Raw genomic sequence first — 18,546 nt, 5'->3', positions numbered from 1 at the left:
GCCTGACCCGCGGCACCGCCTACAACGAAGAAACCCACGTCAGCAACCGCCAACGCGTACTCGCCGCCTGAGGTTGACAGAAGGTGTCTCATCGCTGCTTGACCTCCTGCGCGTCCGAGGCGAGGTTCACGGTGTGCCAGCCCGGCGCGAGCTGGAGGGATTGATCGTGCGGGGTGCCGTTGGTCTCCCGCCAGCGGAGCGTGACGTTCAACGGGGCGGCCGGATCGACCTCGCCCAGGCCGATGTGCACCTCGGTGGCCCGCTTGCCGGTGTGCCCGCTGCCGCCGTCGAGGTGGCTGGTGAGCAACCGGCCGTCCGGGGTGCGGACCTCGACCTGGGCGTCCACCGCCGGAACGCCCTGCGGGGGCAGACCGGCGACGGTGGTCGTGGCCGCGTTGCCCTCCCAAGCCTGTTTGAACAGCTTCAGGCCGAGGAACTGGCCGCCCTTCGCCTTGTTGTTGTGGTAGAAGGTCGGGTCGCCCCACTGGCGGGCGACGGCGAAGCTGAGCGCGCCGTTGCCGGAGGTGTCGCCGACCGCGATGCCCCGCGAGGGCACCGGGGTGTCCATGCCGAGCGCGTGGGTGAGGTTGGCGAACTTGCCGTCGTCACCGCGGCTGAAGAAGCCGACCGGATTGCTGCCCGCCAGATCGGCGTCCGAGCCGATGATCGGCCAGGCCCAGGGGTACCTGGTCAGGTCGTCGTTCATGGTGCCGAGTTCCTGGATCTGCGGCCACCGGTTGGTCTCGCCCTTGATCATGCCGGTCGCCTGGATCAGCTCGTTGCGGCCGTCGTTGTCGAAGTCATCGATCTTGGCGTCCCAGCCCCAGGTCTCCCAGGCCAGCCCGACGTCCGTGGCGCGGTTCTTGAACGGCGCGACGCCCTCGGCCAGTTGCCGTGCCGCGTCGGCGGTGTCTTTGGCCGTGTTGTAGAACGCGAAGTGGCCTTCCATGAGCGCGAAGCGCACGGCGATGTTGCTGACGAACAGGTCGGGCATGCCGTCGCCGTTCAGGTCGCCGAAGTCGGCCGCCATGCCCTTGTCCGAATCATGGCCCATCACATAGGACTTCGGCTCGGTGATGCCGCGCTCGCCCTCGGCGTAGCCGAAGCGGATCTGGCCCGGTGTGGACTTGTTGACGAACAGGCGGTCGCGCCCGAAGTCGTTGGCCACGTACAGCTCGGGAAGCTGATCGCCGTTCAGGTCGGCCGCGGCGGCGGCCAGCGCCCATCCGGTGTCCATGCCGATCGGGAACGGGTTGGCCACCTCGCGGTACTCGGCGGTCGGCTCGTCACCCGATTTGGCGGAGGCGAGGGTGAAGATGCGATCTTTGCCGCCGTTGCGCGCGTTGGACAGCGAGTCGGTCATCCACAGCGCGAGCTGGCCGTCCTTGGAGAGCACGTCCATGTCGTTGAAGTACTGGCCCAGGTAGATGTCCGGCTTGCCGTCGCCGTCGAAGTCGGACACCGAGACCGCCGCGGTGATCCAGCGCTGGCCCTCGTAGTGCCCGTCCGGGGTGTTCGGAGACGGCACGATGTCGACCGGGCGGAACGCCTTGGCGTCCAGGTGGGTCGCGTTGGCGCGCTGCAAGTAGAGGATCGGCGTGCGGCCGTAGTAGGACACCAGCGCGTCCATGCGGCCGTCACCGTTGAAGTCGCCCGGGATGCAGCCGGACGGAACCGTGGAGGAGTCGGCGGGCAGCGGCCGAGGATCGAGCACGAAGGGCTCGTACCGGGCGGTGTTGCTGTCCGGCGTCGGCGTGATGAAGGCCGTGTCGGAGCGGGGATCGACCACGCACAGGTCGTCGGCCAGCCGGTTGCCGTCGAAGTCGTTCATCGCGATGGCCGCGCCGACCGAGGAGATCCAGGCCGACAGGTGCTTGTACGGCTCGCGCAGCTCGCGGATCTTGCGGTCGGTCGGCAGGCCCTTGGGCAGCGCGATCGGCATCGCGGTGAAGTCGAACTTGCTCGCGATGGGGCCGCCCGCCTCGTCGTAGGTGGGCAGCAGCGCCGACCGTGCGGGAATGAACAGCGAGCCCATCAGCAGCAGCGCCACCCCGGGCACCACCGCCTTTCGGAGGAGGGATCGATTGATGGGAATTTTCACGAGTGCTGCTCCTCATGGGCGAGTGTGAATTGCTGTCCCGCGGTGTCCGCGAGTCCGTCGAGCACCTCGCGCAGCGTGGCCAGCGCCTGGTCCATTTGCTGCTCGGTGTGCCTGCAGTTGATGAAGAACCGCAGCCTGGCCTCTCCCGCCGGGACGACCGGGTGGGTGATGGCGTTCACGCTGAAGTCGCGTTGCAACATGGCCAATGCCGCCAGCACGGCCGGTTCGTCGGCGCCGGTCATCACCGGGATGATCGGCGAACCCTCCGACGTGCCGATGTCGAAGCCGTAGTCCTTGGCGCGGCGGTGGAAGTACTCGCTGTTGTGCCGCAGCCGCGTCACGCGTTCGGGCTCGTCGCGCAGGACCCCGAGCCCGGCCAGGGCGGCGCCGATCGCCGACGGGGCCGGGGCGGCGGTGTACATGCTCAAACCGCCCGCGACGTACTTGAATCCGTTGACCAGTTCCCGGTTGCCCGCGAGGTAGCCGCCGACGCTGCCGAGCGCTTTGGACAGGGTGCCCATCCAGACGTCCACGGCGTCGCCGGGCAGGTCGAACAGCTCGCGCACACCGTGTCCGGTGGCGCCGAGGGTGCCGAACGAATGCGCCTCGTCGATCATGATCGAGCAGTCGTAGCGCCGGGCCACCTCGATGATCTCGGGCAACCGGACCACGTCGCCGTCCATGCTGTAGAGGCCCTCGATGATCACCATGGCCCGGTCGAAGCTGCGCCGCGACATCTTGAGGATCGTCTCGAGCGACTCCGGATCGTTGTGCCGGAAGGAAACTCGCTTGCAGCGCGACCACTCCGTGCCGGAGACCACGCTGTGGTGGATCAGCGCGTCACAGACCGCGAGATCGCGCTTGCCGAGCAGGAATCCGACCGCGGCGGCGTTGGTGAGGTAGCCGCTCGCGGTCACCAGCGCCGCCTCGGTGTCGTAGATGCGCGCGATCTCGGCTTCCAGTTCGCGATAGATCGGCAGCTCGCCCGCCACGATCCGGACCGCGGCGGCGGAGGTGCCGTACTGATCGATCGCGTCCTTGGCGGCCTGTCGTACCCGGGGGTCGGCGGCCAGGTCCAGGTAGCCGAAGCTGCTGAAGTTCACCACGTCCCGATCTGCCATCCGGGTCACCGCGCCGCTGATGCCCTCGTGCGGCAGGTAGTACGGGTTGACCAGACCGACCTCGCTCACCCAGGCGTCGAACCGGCCGAACCGCTGCGCGGCCTCGAGCACGCCGGGGTGGTCACGGAACGACGTGTGCGCGACTCCGCGCGACGCGCTGTTGCCGTTGCCGGTCGCCGCGGTAGGGGCGGCGGGGCCGTCCGCGGCTCGCGCGCCGTTGCCGGTCGCCGGGGCGGTGTTCTCGCCGTTGGCGTGCCTGGCCAGCAGTGCGCGGGCCAGTTCCCTGTTGTTGCCGGTCATTCGTCCTCGCTCCTCGCCGCGCGTTCTTCTTCTTGGGCAATCTGCTCGGCAATTCGCGCGCCGAGCCCGCGCAACGTCAGTCCGATCACGGCGAGCACCGACAGCTGGGTGCCGAGCACTTGCACCACGCGGGCGCCGAACTCCATGCCCATCAGCGAATCCATGCCGAGCTCGGGCAGCGGGGTGTTCAGGTCGATCGTCTCGGCGTCGACGCCGAGTACCGCGGCCAGCTGCTCGGCGAGCAGGTAGGCCACCACCTCGCCGCGCTGCTCCACCCCCAGTTGGAGGATCTCCGCCCGCAGCGCGCCCGCGCCCGACGCCCCGCCGCCCGCGGCCGCCACCTGGTCGGCGAAACGCGGTGTGCGGGTGGACGGGCGATGCGCCAGCGCCCACTGGCTCCAGTCCACGTCGAACAGCACGATCTGCGGCAGGTTCAGCCGCAGGCACTCGCCCAGCAGATCGGTGGCCACGTCCATGTCCACCGAGCGGTAACCGGTCATCTCCGCGTATCGGCTGACCGCCTCGTAATCGGCCATGCCGCCGCCCCCGCTCATGAAGCCCCAGTTCACCGCGAGTGCGGCGGCGCCGCGGGCCCGGCGGGCGGACGCGATCATGTCCAGCACGGAATTCGCCGCCGCGTAACCGAATTGGGGCGAGATGCCGACGATGCTGCTCGCCGAGGAGAACAGCACGAACATGTCGAGGTCGATGTCGGCTGCGGTGACGGCGGTGTCCAGGTTGACCGCACCGGCGACCTTGGGCCCGAAGATCTCCGCCAGCGACTCGGCGGTGATCTGCGGGACCTCGAGGTTGTTCACCACGCCGGCCGCGTGGAACACCCCGCGCAGGGGATGTCCGCTGGCCTGAATGCGTTCGACCAGCGCGGCGACGGCGTCGTAGTCGGCCATGTCGAGACGCTCCTCGACGACCTCGACGCCCGTGGCGGTGAGCTCGGCGACCGCGGCGCGGGCCGCGTCACCGGTCGCGCCGCTGCGTCCGGCCAGCACCACGCGCCGCGCGCCGATCCGCACCAGCCAGCGCGCGGTGGCCAGGCCGAACGCGCCGAAGCCGCCGGTCACCAGGTAGCTGGCCGCGGGGTCGATCGGCAGACTCGGCCGCTTGGCCAGCACGGTCGGTTCCGGCTCCCGCAGATCGAGCACGACCCGGCCGATCTGCTTGGACCGCACCACGGTCTCGAACGCCTCGGCGGTCGACGTGAGCGGGAACGCGGTGTACGGCAGGTACTCGTAGGTGCCGTCGTTCAGCGCGTCCATCGCCCGTCGCGCCGCGCGGCGGACCAGTTCGGGGCGCACGGCCAGGGCGCGGTCCATGTCCACGGCGAAGAACGACAGGTTCCGGTCGAAGGGGCGCAGGTCGATCGCGCCACCGCCGTAGATGTCGGCCTTGCCGATCTCGATGATCCGCCCGAATTCGGCGGCCGCCCGCAGGTTCTGCTGAAGGATCTCGCCGGGGGAGGAGTTGTAGACCACGTCGACGCCACGTCCTGCGGTCAGGCCGAGCACGTCGTCGACGAAACTGATCGAACGCGAGTTGACCACCTCGTGGGCCCCCGCCGCCGCGGCCACCGCTCGGCGCTCTTCCGAGCCCGCCGTCGCGATCACCCGCGCACCGAGGCGCACCGCCACTTGGACCGCGGCCATGCCCATGCCGCCCGCCGCGCCGTGGATCAGCACCGTCTCACCCGGTTGCAGGTGCGCGAGCTCGCCGAAGGCGAATTCGGCGGTGAGGAAGGGCAGTACCGAGCTGGAGTGGCACGGGTCGAGCTCGGTATCCGGGTAGTCGAGTGGCATCGTGGCGCCCTCGTCGGGCCGGAGGGTGACGTGCCTGCGAACCAGGTCCCTGGCACACACCGACATCTCGTCCCCGACGGTGACCTCGGTCACCCCGGGGCCGACGCGCTCGACCACGCCGAAACCGTCCATACCCAGGTCGGTGCCGAAATACGTGCCGGCCAGCTCCTTTTCGGTGAGCACACCGAGCACCTTGAGCGCGTCCTTGTAGTTCAGGCCCACCGCGTCCATCCGGATCTCGACCTCGCCCGGCCCCGGCGGCACGCGATCGACCGCGCGCCACGCCAGGTCCGACAGCAGTCGTGAGCGCGGAATCTCCAGGCGGAACGAACTTTCTGGGTCGGTCAGCGGCGCGGCCTCGTCCCAGACCGCCAGATGGTCGCGCAGGGACTTGCGCAGATGCAGCGCCCAGCACGCGCCCGCCCGCAAGGCGACCTCGTCGGCTCGTCCGTCGCCGAACACCTGCTCGACGATGTCCGCGGCGCGCGTGGTGGATTCGGTGTCGACCAGTCGCCATTGCACCGCGGGCTGCTCGTTGCGCAGCGTGCGCCTGGCGCCGGTGAGCGCGGCCTGCGCGGGATGGGCGAAGGTGTCGATCGGCAGGCAGAACGCCTGCTCGGTGACCACCACCGCGCGCACCTCGGTCACCGGGGCGTCGTCGTCCTCCTCGCCGACCACCAGTTCGCCGACCGCTTTGGCGACCTGGGCGAGCCCGTAGGCGTTGGGCACCGCGTCCAGTTCGGCGCCGGACACCACGACGAGGCGACCGCGCGTCACGCCGGGCCGCTCCTGCGCGGCGCGCAGGGCGGCGAGGACACGATCGGAGGCGTCGGTCTCCTCCGGTTCCAGGGTAAGGATCTCCGCCGAGGCTCGCGCGCTGGCGATCTCCTTCGCGCGCTGGGAGACGGTGCTGCCCAGGCTGACCACGAGCAGGAACTCCTCCCCGCCCGCGGGTTCGTCGGCGGTCACGGTGTCGTCGACGATGGACCACACCGGCTCGTAGAACAGCCCGTCGAGCTGCTCGTGCAGATCCGGATCGCCCCCGAGAGCGGCAAATCGCACACCCGAAAGATGCAGTGCCACCGCACCTTCCGGCGAAGCGACGGTGATGTCCGCGCACAGTGGGTCACCGTCCACGCGGCGGACCAGCACGACGGCCTGCTCGGGCAGCGGGCCGGTCCAGCGGACCCCGTCGACCGAGGACGGCACCACGACGCTCGCGCCGTGCGCGGTCTGCGCGTACAGCGCCGCGAAACATTGCAGCGCGGCGTCGACCGCCGCGGGATGGGCCAGATGCGGCAGGCTCGGCGCGCTCCCGGCCAGCGGCGTGAGATCCAGCCGGGCCAGCACGGAGTCGGAACCCACGCTGGCGGCGGTGATCAGCCGGAAGCTCGGTCCGTAGGCGAGGCCGTGCGCGGCCAGGCCGTCGTAGAGCGTCGCCGCGGACACCTCCACCGCGTCGGCCGCCGGGGTGAGGTCGACGGAGCGCGCGTCGACGTCCGCCTCGATCAGCCTGCCGTACGCGTTGACCGTCCAGGTGGTCGCGGTGGCGGCGCGCGAACGCAGGGTGAACCTGTGGGTGGTCTCCTCGACGGTGAGACGCAAGACCGGCACGTCGTGCTGGCCGATCACCAGCGGCGCGACGAACTGGACCGACTCCAGCCCGAAGCCGGCGCGACCGGTCCGCACCGCGACGGCGCTGAGCGCGGCGTCCAGATAGGCCGCGCCCGGCAGCACGACGGACCCGTCCACCACGTGATCGGGCAGCCACGGCAGCGCGGCCACCGACAACTCGACTTCCCACTCCGGCGCGGACGCCGCGGTGCGCTGGCCGAGCATGACGTAGCCGTCGACAGCGCCGACGCGGTCCGCCTCGATCGCGGGGTCCTCGGTCCACAGCGTGCGGCGCTGCCACGGGTAGCGAGGCAGATCCAGATGCGCCACAGGCGTTTCCGTCGCGCCCGGCGCGTGCGCCGTGTCCAAGCCGCCCGTCTGGTACAGCTCGCCGACCGCGCGCAGCAGGTTGTCGCGGTCGTCGGCGTTGCGGGACAGGGTGCTGATCGCCGCGCCGTCCAGGCCGCGGCGCACGAACGCCTCCTTGATGTTGCCGCTGAGCACCGGGTGCGGTCCCACCTCGAGGAAGACCCGGTGGCCTGCGTCGAGCAGGCTGTCCACGGCCGCGCCGAACCGCACCGGCTCGCGCACGTTGCGGCACCAGTACTCGGCGTCCCAGTCGGGGCCGGACAGTTCCCCGCCGGTGACGGTGGACCAGATCGGCACCCGCGCGGGTCGTGGCGCGAGTCCGGCGAGCACGGTGGTGAGTTCGCCGAGGATGGGGTCCATCAGGTGGCTGTGGTAGGGCACCTCGACGCGCAGCGCCCTGGCGAAGACGCCTTCTGCGGTGAGTTCCTCCCGAATACGGTCCAATTCGGCCGAGTCGCCGGACAGCGTCGCCGCGGAGTGGCTGTTGATCGCCGCGACGCAGACGCCCGCCACGCCCGCGAGCCGCTCGCGCAGTTGGTCTTCCGACAGGCCGACAGCGAGCATGCCGCCGGTGCCCGCGGTGGTGGCCTGCAACCGGGCGCGGTGATAGCTCACCAGCAGCGCGTCGTGCAGCGACAGCGAGCCCGAGGCGTAGGCCGAGGCCACCTCGCCGACGCTGTGGCCGACCACCGCGGCGGGGTGGATGCCGAGTTCGGCGAATTCGGCCAGGAGCGCGGCTTGGACCAGGAAGTTCGCCGGCTGCGCGTACGCGGTTCTGGTGATCTGCGACTCCGCCTCGGGGCGTAGCAGCTCCTCGACGATCGACCAGCCCGCGATGTCCTGGAAGATTTCGTCGATCGACCGCGCGGCGGCGGCGAAATGCCCGTCGGCCTCGAGCAGGCCACGCGCCATGCCCCACCACTGCGGGCCCATGCCGCTGAACACGAACACCGGCTGGGTGGAGCCGTCGGTGAGCGCGCGGGCGGGTGACTTGCTCGCGCCCGCGGCGAAATCGGCCAGCTGCGCGCGTAGATCGTCGGTGTCGCGGTAGGCGAACGCCGCGCGGATCGGATGGTGCGCCCGCCGCGTCCACGCCGCCTCGGTCACCGCGTCCGCGGGGATGGTCTCGGTCAGGTCGTGTACCTGGGTGGCCATCGTGCGCAACGCGGTCTCGTTGCGGGCCGACAGCGGCAGCACCGTGATCGGCCCGCGCGTCCGCTCCTGCGCGGGCGCTTCCGGCGCACGGGTGAGGACCGCATGGGCATTGGTGCCGCCGTAGCCGAAGCTGTTGACCGCCACCGCGGCCCGGCCGTCGTCGTTGGGCAGCGGTTCGGTCTCCAGCGGAATGCGCACCCGCAGTTCGTCGAACCGGATCTCCGGGTTCGGGTTGTCCAGCCGCAGTTGCGGTGCGATGACGCCGTGGTGCAGCGTCAGCGCGGCCTTGATGAGACCCGCGACGCCCGCGGCGGCCTCGGTGTGGCCGATGTTGTTCTTCACCGAGCCGACCGGCAGCGGTTCGTCGCGGCCCTCGACCGCGCCGTACACCGCGCCGAGGGCGGCCAATTCGAGCGGGTCGCCGACCGGCGTGCCGGTGCCGTGCGCCTCCACATAGCGGACGTCGTGCGCGTCGATGCCCGCCAGCCGGTGCACCCGCCGGGCCAGCGCCTCCTGCGCGGCCGGGTTGGGCACCGGGATGGCCAGTGTGCGGCCGTCCTGGTTCACGCCGCTGCCGCGCACCACCGCGTAGATCCGGTCGCGGTCGCGGACCGCCGCGTCCAGCGTCTTCAGCACTACGGCGCCGGCGCCCTCACCGCGCCCGTAGCCGTCGGCGGCCGCGTCGAAGGACTTGCACCGGCCGTCGACCGCGAGGAACCGGCCCTTGCACATGGAGATGAACGCCTCGGGTCGCAGCATCGCGTTGGCGCCGCCGACGATCGCCGTCTCGCACTCGCCCGACTCCAGCGCCAGCACCGCCTGGTGCAGCGCGACCAAGGAGGAGGAGCAGGCGGTGTCGATGGTCATGGTGGGCCCGAGCAGATCCAGCAGGAACGCGATGCGGGCCGACAGCAGCGTGTGCGACGAGCTGGTCGGGCTGTGGCTGTTGATCGAGGCCCTGGCCACCGAGCCGCTGCGCACCAGCGCGTTGTCGTTCATGAAGCCGCCGACGAACACGCCGACCTCGCGGCCGCCGACCCGCCCCGCCATCCCCGCGTCGTCGAGCGCTTCCCAGGCGACCTCGAGCAGCAGCCGCTGCTGCGGATCCATGATCGACGCCTCACGCTGGGAGATGCCGAAGAACTCGGCGTCGAAGTCCCACAGCGACTGGGTCAGGAATCCACCATGCCTGGTGTACATCCGCCCCGGCGCGTCCGGGTCCGGGTCGTAGAACTTCGCGAGGTTCCAGCGGTCCGCCGGTACTTCCACGATCCCGTCGCCCTTGTGCACGACGAGATCCCAGAAAGTGTCCGGTCCGTCGATGCCGCCCGGAAAACGGCAGCCGATACCGACAATTGCTACATTGGGCATGAAAAATCCCCTGATGCTCGGGCATTCGGAAACGCAGACGGTTTCACGTCAGCGTCGTCGAATCAGCGTGGAGACAGCCGGAATCGCTGCGCCGGTAAACCTGTTCGGCCGTGGCGTCGTCCGGCGGTGAAGTGGTTCCGCGGTAGGAGGTCAGTGTCCACCCATGGTAGGAGGGGCGATTCGCGAAGGTCAATACGGAATCGTGCGGGCGGTTACCGAAAACCATTGCTGGGCAAGTAATGTCGACTTCAGCATCAACGCAGTTCAGAGGGGGTATTACGGGATTATTCTGGCGTTATTACAGAGTTATCCAGCGGTGGAACCGGTGTGAATTACACCGTTATTCCGATGTTATTCCGTACCGTCCGGCTCCGGAGCGCCGGAAGGTGTTGAGTGCGCGGTCCATTCGTGGCTACGATGGCTCGTCGAAAAGCACTGGCTGAAAGGCGATGGGCGTGGATTCGTACAACACCGGGCAGTTCCGTATCGAGGCGGAGGCCGAACCCATCGAAAGCCTGGAGTGGCTGCTGGCGTTCACCGAGCAATACATCGCGGGGTGGAACAGCGGTGACGGCGCGGCGGTCGCGAAATGCGTCACCGAGGACACGATCTGGCACGATCCCTCGCTGGACGCGCCCGCGCACGGCCGGGCGGGTGTGGAGAAGTTCGTCGCCGACACGGTGCGCTCGTTCCCGGATGTCGCCTACACCAACCCGTTTCCGCCGGTACTCGCCGCGGACGGCCGGCTGGCCCTGGTGCCGTGGCGGATGACCGGCACCCATCTCGGCCCCATCGACCCGCCCGGATTCGGCCCGACCGGCAAGAAGCTCGATCTGCTGGTCATCGACGCGTGGCAGTTCCGTTCCGGGCTGATCTGGCGCAGCCAGGCCACCTGGGATCTCACGGAGATGCTGCTGCAATTGGGTCTGATGCCGCCGCGCGGAAGCGCCGCCGAGCGCGCGATGGCGCGCGCCCAGCGATTCAGGTCCAAGCTGCCCTTCTGATCCGGGCGGGGGTTCACTCGCCGAACAGCGTGGCGAACCGCTCCACCGCGAGCAGGACCGAGGCGCCGACGGATTCCAACTCGGCGCCCATGCCGACGAGCAGATTCACGATCGCGGGCACCAGCACTTCGAGCAGACCGTCGTCGCCCAGGTGACCGGCCATCTCCAGTTGGACGAAGCCGAACAGTCCCATCCACAGCTGCGCCGCGGCGGACCGCACGTCCGGAGTGTTGATCAGCCCGGCGTCCTGCGCGCGCTGCACCGCCCCGACCACGTGGTCGAAGGTTTCCGCGTAGTGCTCGAACTCCGAATCGTGCCCGGCCACGAGCACATTGCCCCGGTTGATCTTCAGGTCGATGCGCGTCCCGGTGCCGAACATCAGCTGGAAGAGTTCCGGCCGCCGCTGGGCCTCGTCGCGGAAAACCAGGCCGAGCACGAGCAGGTCGGTGACCGGCTCGTCGCTCACCCCGGCCGCGGTCATGCGCTCGGCCAGTTGCGCGAAGCCTGCGGAGCCCGCCGCCCGGATCAGGCCGGGCATCCCGCCGAAGTTGGAGTACACCGCCATCGTGGAGACCCCGCACATACGGGAAACGCGGCGGACGGTGAGCGCGTGCAAACCTTCTGTCGACACCACCTCGACGGTCGCGTCGATCAGGCGATCGCGCAGCGCGGTGTTCATCGTGTCCGTCCCGGCGGCCGGGCGCACGGCTAGTTCGGTTGTTCCGGCAGTCTGCTTGCTCATCGCTTCCGTTTCCCCCCGCGCCATCACGCCGTGACGCATAGATGCACTGGTGCGCTGTCTTCCGGAAGGCGGTACCGCTCGACCGAGGACGCCCCGGTTCTGATCACCGCGCGGGCCACCGGTCTCGGGGCCGGGGGAACGAAGTCGATTTCGATCGATGCACCATCGATTCGCTCGGGCCGGAAAGCTGATCGTGGTTCATCGCGCACAGATATCTCCGTTCTTGCCGCACGAACGGGCGGGCAGAGCATGAGGTAGAGCCGCGTTCGCGGGCTACGAAGAGCAGACGCACCCGCCGGGAGGTGCGTGTCGGAGGTGAGTGTCGTCACTGAAACTCTATGTGATACAGCGTAACATCCACAGCGATTCCGCCGAATGTTTTGTGTCCTTATGTAATTCGCTGTTCGGCACGCTGTTGTGACATTCGCTGACGGCGCGGCGGAAGTTCTGGGGCCGGTGACAAACGATGTGCACCCCGCGCCCGGCGTGTGCTGTCGATAATTGGACAAATAAGACATCGGTTCGGTGCATGCCTCGGCTATCGGTTGCCGCCGATTCTTGTTCTGCGTCGTCACGAACACGCGGCAACGTTATCGTTCGCAAGGGACAGTTTCGTGGGTGGGAGGTCGGCCGATGGCGGCATCGATTCCGGGAATCATCGCGTGGCCGGTCGTCGGCTTCGTCGCGGCCGTCTTCGCGGGCCGATGTGCGCGCATGAACTGCGGGCCGGTGGCATCGGATTGGCGGGAAAGCTGGTGTGTGGCCCGCTGATCTGGGCGGCGACCCTTTCGGGGCAATCTGGTGCTGTCGACAGTGTGGGTCGTCACCGGATGGCAAGGCTTGGGCGCGCAGATGGTCAGGGTCGAAACGACGGTCACCCTGTGCCTGATGGTCGACGCGACGTTGGTCGCGATTCCACTGGTCCAGACGTTGCTGGCGATGGCGGAACTGGATCGGGCCGGACGCGCCGGTCGCAGGCTGCGCCCGCTGTGGCGGGATCTCGCCATCGCGGTGCCGGAGATCGTGCTGCGGCCCGCGGTCGGTGAGCAGGCCGACCCGGGGACCCGGCTGATGCGCATGACCGTCGAGATCCAGGACGCGCTGCTGCAACTCGGCCGCTACGCCCCGACGTCGGCGGTGGCAGGCTCGGGATGTCCGCTCACCGACTACGCGCAGCAAGTGGCGTGCGTGGCGCTCGCGCGCGAGGCGGGAGCGGCCCCGATCGGATCGTCGCCGATCCGGTTGCCGGTCCCGGCGCCCGATTTCGACGCCGGGCTGCGGCCACTGCTCGGTCCGCGGGTGTGGCCCGCGCCGCGGCGGGCGAGCGGGTCCCCTCGGCCGTCGGCTAGAGGACCGCTTGGGTCTGGGTGACCTTCGCGACCAGCTTGTCCGCGTCGTCCCGGATCACCGTCTCGACCACGACGAACGAGCGTCCGGCGTGCAGCGGCGTCGCCGACGCTACGGCGTATCCGGAACGGACCGCGCGCAGGAAGTTCGTCTTCGACTCCACCGTGGTGGTGCCCTGCTTGCCCTCCGGCAGGTTGAGAAACGCGCAGACCGCGCCGGTGGCGTCGGCCAGCGACATCAGCACCCCGCCGTGCAGCACGCCGCCCAGCGTGCACAGCGATTCGTCCCAGGCCAGGCGGCTGCGCACCAGCTCGGGCCCGTGCGCGAGCACCTCGACGCCGAGGCGTTCGGTGAACGGCATGGTCTGGTGGAACAACTTGGTGCCCGTCTCATCGATCATGTCCGTGATCCTGCCTGCCGCGGGTCACGGAGTCGATTACCTCGTGGGTAATCGTCTTCCTTCCGGCGCCGTTGCCCAACGGAGACCCGCACATCGGTTGCGTATCGGTCCGCGTGCGGCGAAACGCGGCGGCGGCGCACGGGTATCAGCTGATGAACCCGATGAACAGGAGAACGCGATGACCAACCTCCAACCGTTCTATCGGCAGGTGCAGGCCCACTACGACCTCTCCGACGAGTTCTACGCACTCTTCCTCGACCCGACGATGACCTACAGCTGCGCCTGGTTCGAGCGACCGGACATGACGCTGGAGCAAGCGCAGCGGGCGAAGATCGACCTGGCCCTGGGCAAGCTCGACCTGCGGCCGGGGATGACCCTGCTGGACGTCGGCTGCGGGTGGGGGTCGACGATGCTGCGCGCCGCCACGGCGTACGGCGCCACGGTCGTGGGTCTGACGCTCAGTCGCAACCAGTACGACTACGTCAGGGACAAGATCGAGCGCGAGCGCATCCACGGTGTGCAGGTCCGGCTGCAGGGTTGGGAGGAATACGAGGGCCAAGTCGACCGGATCGTCAGTATCGGCGCGTTCGAGCACTTCCGGCGGTCGCGCTACGAGACGTTCTTCCAGCGGTGTCACCGGATGCTGCCGCCGGACGGCAGGATGCTGCTGCACACGATCGTGGGATGGACGTTGAAAGACATGCGGCGCATGGGCATCCCGGTGACCCGGGACGACGCGCTGTTCCAGATCTTCATCAAACGAGAGATCTTCCCCGGCGGGCAGCTGCCGCATCCCGCCGAGGTCACGCGGCTGGCCGGGCGCGCCGGGTTGGGCACGGAGAAGATGCAGGAATTGCGGCCGCACTACGCGCGCACCCTCGACTGCTGGGCCGAGGCACTGCGGGCGCATCGGAAGGAGGCGATCGCCCTCGCATCCGAGGAGGTCTACGAGCGGTACATGAAGTATCTGACCGGGTGCGCGGCGCAATTCCGCGCCGGTCGCATCGATATCGTGCAGTTCACGCTGGTCAAGTGATGCTTGCCCGGACCGGCCCCGGCGAGGGCCGGTTCAGCTCATCCGCGCCACCACGGCGTCGGGGAGATGGGGGAGCGCGAGGTCGATCAGCCGCCACGGCCACCCGGGGACGCAGGCCCGGCGTCGCTCCCGCTCGATGGCGGCCACCATCGCCGCCACGCCCTTGTCCAGGGGTGCGACCATCCGCGCGTCGCCCGCCTTGGCCGCCATGTCGGTGGCGATGAAACCCGGCAGCAAGGTGGTCACCCGGATCGGCGAGCGTGCCAATTCGGTGGACAGTGCCTCGCCGAGCGCGGCGAGCCCCGCCTTGCTCGCCGAATAGGCCGCCTTCTTGCCGGGCAGCCCGCGCACCGCGCTCATCGACGCGACGAGTACCAGGTGCCCTGCCCGCTGCGCGCGGAAGATCTCCAGCGCCGCTTCCGCCTGCGCGAGCGCGCTGACGAAGTTCGTGGTGGCCGTCGCGAGATTCGCGTCGGCCCGTCCGGTGCCGATCAGCGCTCCCTTGCCGATCCCGGCGTTGACGATCACCCGGTCCAAGCCGCCGAGCTCGTCGCGCAGTTCGCCGAAGACGGCCGGCACCGCCGCGTGGTCGTCCACGTCGAGCGCGCGCACCGCGACGGTGATTCCGGGATGACTCGCCACCAGCTCGTCGCGCAACTGTGTGAGCGCGTCCAGCCTGCGGGCGCACAGCGCGAGGTCGCGGCCCTCGGCGGCGAAATCGCGCGCCATGGCGGCCCCGAGGCCCGCGCTCGCGCCGGTGATCAGAATCCTTTTTCGCGACATGCGGCTGACCTTATAAGGCGGAGTCGGACGTCGTCCGTCGATGATCTGCGCATGGCCGGAGCGAAGGCGGAGGTGGCGCGGTCCGACGTGCGCCGCCGTCGCTTCAGTCGCCGGAGGAGCCGGTCGGCGGTGCTGTCGACAGCAACCGCCACGGCCCGCAGTTCTCGGTCTTGAACCCGACGTCGGTCGGCTTGATCCGCACCCGGACCGGGCCGAGCCGGGTGTAGTTGTTCGCGATGATGTACTGCATGTTCGTGTTGTCGCCCTCGACCTTCCACAACCGGCGCCAATCACACGCGTAGGCGGGGTCACTCGTGCCGGGCGCCTCCCAGAGACCAGGGACGATATCGACACCGACCAAATAGACGCCATCCTGCGAGATGGTGTTCGCGGGTTCGGCCGTCGCCGTCGCCGTCGCGAGCAGGGTCACCACGGAGCTCATGGCTCCCGCGAGGAGGAGCGCGCTAGCACGCATACCGGTTCTCCTTGACTTGTACTCCCGCCGCGTCCACGTTCGTCGTGCTCCCGCCGTCGCGGCCGACTCGAGAGATCCCCCGCATCTCCGCGGCAAGCATTACCAGAACCGACCAGGTGGTGTGCCGGAATCCGCGATCTTGGAGTGGACGACACAGACATCGCTATCGCCGAGGAAATACCGGGCAATCCCGACGTATCGGGAAGTAGCCACGGATTTCGGCGTGCCGATCGAGACAGCGCCGACCCGGGTGCATTACGCTCTGCTATCTCTGCGCAAACCGCCGGGGCGGATCTGACCGCCGGGTGTCGCGCATGCTGTAACACTTCGATCACGCACCTTGCTTTGCTGATACATGCGTTGCCAGAGTGACCATTGGGTTTGGTGTTACAAGTGGGAAGGGAGGGGTGCTCCGTCCCGGGGCACCGACCGCACTATGAAGCCAAGCATCGTCAAAGCCGGTATCTGCACCGCGGTCACGGCCGCGGTAACGGTAACGCTGTCCGGATTGCTTCCGGCCAGCGCGCAGGCGGCGCCGTCGCCGCTGGACATGTCGAAGAAGCTCGCAGGCAAGACCGTATTCCTGGACCCCGGCCACCAGGGGTCCAACCACTCCCAGGACTTGGCCAGACAGGTCAGCGATGGTCGCGGCGGCACCAAGGACTGCCAGACCACCGGCATGACCACGATGAACGGCGTTCCCGAGCACACCATCACCTGGAACGTCGCGCAGGTCGTCAAGACATCGCTGGAGACGCTCGGCGCGCACGTCGTGCTGAGCCGCCAGGACGACATGAACTGGGGCGGCTGCGTCGACGACCGGGCCCGCGCGGCAAGCCAGTCCGGCGCCGACGTCGCCGTGAGCATCCATGCCGACAGCGCGCCCGCGCAGGATCGCGGATTCCACCTGATCATCCCGGAGCTGCCCATCCCGAATCTGATCGTCGATCAGGTGCAGGCGGGAGCGGGACTCGCCGCGTCCAAGTCGGTGCGCGACTCGTATCGCGATGCGGGATTCCCGCCCGCCAACTACGGCGGAGTGGTGGACGGTCTGCAGACCCGCGCGGACATCGCCGGGCCCGCGTTGACCACTGTTCCGCTCGTCTTCCTCGAGATGGGTAACGGCGCCAATCCCGAGGACGCGGCGTCGCTGGAGACACCGGACGGGCAGCTCAAGCACGCGATCGCGCTGACCACCGGCGTGGTGGGTTACCTGCTCGGTACACCGCAGCCGAGTGCCGCGCCGGATCAGCAGGGCGGCCAGAGCACCCCGCAGGGTGCGTCGTTCGACCATCCCGCGGTCGCGTCGGAAACGCCGCAGGCTCCGACGCCGGGAACGCCGCAGGCTCCGACGCCGGGAACGCCGCAGGCCCAGACGAACCCGTTCGCTCCCGAGGCTCAGACGAACCCGTTCGCTCCCCAGGCTCAGACGAATCCGGCGGTACCGCAGGCCCAGGTGATTCCCGCGGTGCCGCAGAGTTACACGACTCCCGGTGTGCCGCAGAGCCCTGCGGCCCCGGCGGTGCCGCAGGCGCAATCGGTTCCCAGCACCACGACGCCGAAACCGGCTCCGGGAACGGCGACACCGCAGTCACCCGGTGCGTCGGCGGCGCCGAAATCGCCGGGTACTTCCGGAACCCAGTCGCCGGGCACGCCGAACGCACAGCAGTCCCCCGGGGCCGCGGGGGGCAACGCTTCGATCATGGAGTTGCTGATGCCGTTGGCGAAGATGCTCGGGCTGGACAACAACGCCATCAGCACGGAGTTGATCAACCTCGGTTACAGCCTGGCGGGCATGCTGCTGGGCCCCGCGAAATAGTCCGCGCACCGAACCCACCGGGCGCCACCCTCACCACGGCGAGGGTGGCGTCCGGCTTTTCCCGCGGGTCCCGCGGCGCACTAGGGTGAGCGGAATGGCTGACCGGATTCCTGTTGTGCTCGTCGCGGGGTTTCTCGGTTCGGGGAAGACCACGCTGCTCAATCATTTGCTGCGGAACAATCGGGGGACCCGGATCGGCGTGGTGGTCAACGACTTCGGGGCGATCAACATCGATTCGATGCTGGTCGCCGGGCAGGTCGACGCGATGGTCTCGCTCGGCAACGGCTGCGTGTGCTGCGCCGTCGACGTCACCGAACTGGACGAGCTGTTCACCCGGCTCACGCAGCCGCGCGCCGGAATCGACGTGATCGTGGTGGAGGCCAGCGGCTTGGCCGAGCCGCGCAACCTCATCCGGATGGTGATCGGCAGCGACAATCCGCGCCTGCGCTACGGCGGCCTGGTCGAGGTGGTCGACGCCGAACAGTTCCCGGACAGCAGTGCCCGGCATCCGGAGCTGCGCACCCATGTCCGGCTGGCCGACCTGGTGGTGGTGAACAAGGCCGATCGGGTGACGCCCGAGCAGCTCGCACGGCTGCGTGCGGACATCGCGGCGCTGGTCGGCTCGGTGCCGGTGTACGCGACCACCCACGGCCGGATCGATCCCGGACTGCTGTTCGACCGACCGCGGCGCGACCGCCCGCTGGTGGCGGAGCAACTGAGCTTCGACGAACTGCTGGTCGAGCACGAGCACCACGACCACGCCGGGCACCGCCATCTGCACGACGACTACACCAGCGTCTCCTTCGCCAGCGACCGGGAGCTGGACCCGCGCAAACTGATCGGCTTCCTGGAGGACCCGCCACCGGGATTGTTCCGGGCCAAGGGCTTCGCCGCCTTCGGAGTGGCGGGCGAACGCAGGAAATTCGTCCTGCACATGGTCGGCCGCCACATCGTCTTCGAGCCGGGTGGCTGGTCGCGCGGCGAATCGCGGGGGGCGCAGCTGGTGCTGATAGCACTACCTTCGTTCATGGCTGGGACCTCCGGGGAACGCTTTTGTTGCTTGTCCTGCGAGGACTGAAATGAGACGGCGTCCCCGGG

At 69.1% G+C, this 18,546-nt stretch carries 12 protein-coding genes; 5 read left to right on the top strand and 7 right to left on the bottom strand.

What is annotated here, in order from left to right; genetic code table 11:
* Window positions 1–88: 88 nt before the first annotated feature.
* From ACWEO7_RS34845 to ACWEO7_RS34835, 3 genes are read right to left on the bottom strand one after another with little or no spacing between them, the layout of a single operon-like run.
* The gene (locus tag ACWEO7_RS34845) at window positions 89–2,101 is read right to left on the bottom strand and encodes a CRTAC1 family protein (RefSeq protein ID WP_452429582.1); all 2,013 of its coding nucleotides are present in this window, start codon (window positions 2,099–2,101) and stop codon (window positions 89–91) included.
* Window positions 2,098–3,522 (bottom strand): aminotransferase class I/II-fold pyridoxal phosphate-dependent enzyme, encoded by a 1,425-nt coding sequence (locus ACWEO7_RS34840; RefSeq protein WP_452429580.1) that lies wholly within the window; start codon window positions 3,520–3,522, stop codon window positions 2,098–2,100. Before ACWEO7_RS34840 ends, ACWEO7_RS34845 begins: the two co-directional genes overlap by 4 nt.
* Entirely contained in the window at window positions 3,519–9,842 is a 6,324-nt protein-coding gene (locus tag ACWEO7_RS34835; RefSeq protein ID WP_452429578.1) for a type I polyketide synthase, read from the bottom strand. The genes ACWEO7_RS34840 and ACWEO7_RS34835 overlap by 4 nt, the downstream gene beginning before the upstream one ends.
* A 455-nt stretch (window positions 9,843–10,297) precedes the next feature.
* On the opposite strand from ACWEO7_RS34835, the gene ACWEO7_RS34830 reads away from it, so the two are divergent.
* On the top strand, window positions 10,298–10,846 hold the full coding sequence (locus ACWEO7_RS34830) for an ester cyclase (protein ID WP_450018748.1): 549 nt from the start codon (window positions 10,298–10,300) through the stop codon (window positions 10,844–10,846).
* 13 nt (window positions 10,847–10,859) lie between these two features.
* On the opposite strand, the gene ACWEO7_RS34825 is transcribed toward ACWEO7_RS34830, so the two are convergent.
* Complete coding sequence (locus ACWEO7_RS34825; RefSeq protein ID WP_450018746.1) at window positions 10,860–11,588, bottom strand: TetR/AcrR family transcriptional regulator; 729 nt, start codon at window positions 11,586–11,588, stop codon at window positions 10,860–10,862.
* Window positions 11,589–12,389: 801 nt separating this feature from the next.
* Here ACWEO7_RS34825 and ACWEO7_RS34820 point away from each other — a divergent pair.
* The gene (locus tag ACWEO7_RS34820; protein WP_452429576.1) at window positions 12,390–12,959 is read left to right on the top strand and encodes a DUF6545 domain-containing protein; all 570 of its coding nucleotides are present in this window, start codon (window positions 12,390–12,392) and stop codon (window positions 12,957–12,959) included.
* Here the strand turns inward: ACWEO7_RS34820 and ACWEO7_RS34815 are convergent.
* Window positions 12,934–13,335: a PaaI family thioesterase gene (locus ACWEO7_RS34815; RefSeq protein WP_379253300.1), complete on the bottom strand. Its 402-nt coding sequence runs from the start codon at window positions 13,333–13,335 to the stop codon at window positions 12,934–12,936. The genes ACWEO7_RS34820 and ACWEO7_RS34815 overlap by 26 nt on opposite strands.
* Before the next feature lie 178 nt (window positions 13,336–13,513).
* Here ACWEO7_RS34815 and ACWEO7_RS34810 point away from each other — a divergent pair, with 178 nt between their 5' ends.
* The gene (locus ACWEO7_RS34810) at window positions 13,514–14,371 is read left to right on the top strand and encodes a cyclopropane mycolic acid synthase family methyltransferase (protein WP_452429574.1); all 858 of its coding nucleotides are present in this window, start codon (window positions 13,514–13,516) and stop codon (window positions 14,369–14,371) included.
* Between the two features lie 33 nt (window positions 14,372–14,404).
* On the opposite strand, the gene ACWEO7_RS34805 is transcribed toward ACWEO7_RS34810, so the two are convergent.
* Window positions 14,405–15,154: an SDR family oxidoreductase gene (locus tag ACWEO7_RS34805; RefSeq protein ID WP_452429573.1), complete on the bottom strand. Its 750-nt coding sequence runs from the start codon at window positions 15,152–15,154 to the stop codon at window positions 14,405–14,407.
* A gap of 103 nt (window positions 15,155–15,257) precedes the next feature.
* Window positions 15,258–15,629, bottom strand: coding sequence for a hypothetical protein (locus ACWEO7_RS34800; protein ID WP_452429571.1), 372 nt, complete (start codon window positions 15,627–15,629; stop codon window positions 15,258–15,260).
* 436 nt (window positions 15,630–16,065) lie between these two features.
* Between ACWEO7_RS34800 and ACWEO7_RS34795 the strand changes: the two genes are divergently transcribed.
* On the top strand, window positions 16,066–17,448 hold the full coding sequence (locus ACWEO7_RS34795; RefSeq protein WP_452429569.1) for an N-acetylmuramoyl-L-alanine amidase: 1,383 nt from the start codon (window positions 16,066–16,068) through the stop codon (window positions 17,446–17,448).
* A gap of 94 nt (window positions 17,449–17,542) precedes the next feature.
* Window positions 17,543–18,526 carry a CobW family GTP-binding protein gene (locus tag ACWEO7_RS34790; RefSeq protein ID WP_452429567.1) on the top strand — a complete coding sequence of 328 codons (984 nt, stop codon included), beginning with the start codon at window positions 17,543–17,545 and terminating at the stop codon, window positions 18,524–18,526.
* The last annotated feature ends 20 nt before the right edge of the window (window positions 18,527–18,546 follow it).

The organism is Nocardia sp. NPDC004260 (assembly GCF_053603155.1).
This window is presented reverse-complemented; position numbering and strand designations above follow the sequence as displayed.

What these genes read in the sequence shown, in the direction of transcription:
- ACWEO7_RS34795 (WP_452429569.1), top strand. Translation starts at nt 16,066, where the DNA reads ATGAAGCCAAGCATCGTCAAAGCCGGTATCTGCACCGCGGTCACGGCC.
- ACWEO7_RS34810 (WP_452429574.1), top strand. Translation starts at nt 13,514, where the DNA reads ATGACCAACCTCCAACCGTTCTATCGGCAGGTGCAGGCCCACTACGAC.
- ACWEO7_RS34800 (WP_452429571.1), bottom strand. Translation starts at nt 15,629, where the DNA reads ATGCGTGCTAGCGCGCTCCTCCTCGCGGGAGCCATGAGCTCCGTGGTG.
- ACWEO7_RS34835 (WP_452429578.1), bottom strand. Translation starts at nt 9,842, where the DNA reads ATGCCCAATGTAGCAATTGTCGGTATCGGCTGCCGTTTTCCGGGCGGC.
- ACWEO7_RS34790 (WP_452429567.1), top strand. Translation starts at nt 17,543, where the DNA reads ATGGCTGACCGGATTCCTGTTGTGCTCGTCGCGGGGTTTCTCGGTTCG.
- ACWEO7_RS34840 (WP_452429580.1), bottom strand. Translation starts at nt 3,522, where the DNA reads ATGACCGGCAACAACAGGGAACTGGCCCGCGCACTGCTGGCCAGGCAC.
- ACWEO7_RS34825 (WP_450018746.1), bottom strand. Translation starts at nt 11,588, where the DNA reads ATGAGCAAGCAGACTGCCGGAACAACCGAACTAGCCGTGCGCCCGGCC.
- ACWEO7_RS34815 (WP_379253300.1), bottom strand. Translation starts at nt 13,335, where the DNA reads ATGATCGATGAGACGGGCACCAAGTTGTTCCACCAGACCATGCCGTTC.
- ACWEO7_RS34805 (WP_452429573.1), bottom strand. Translation starts at nt 15,154, where the DNA reads ATGTCGCGAAAAAGGATTCTGATCACCGGCGCGAGCGCGGGCCTCGGG.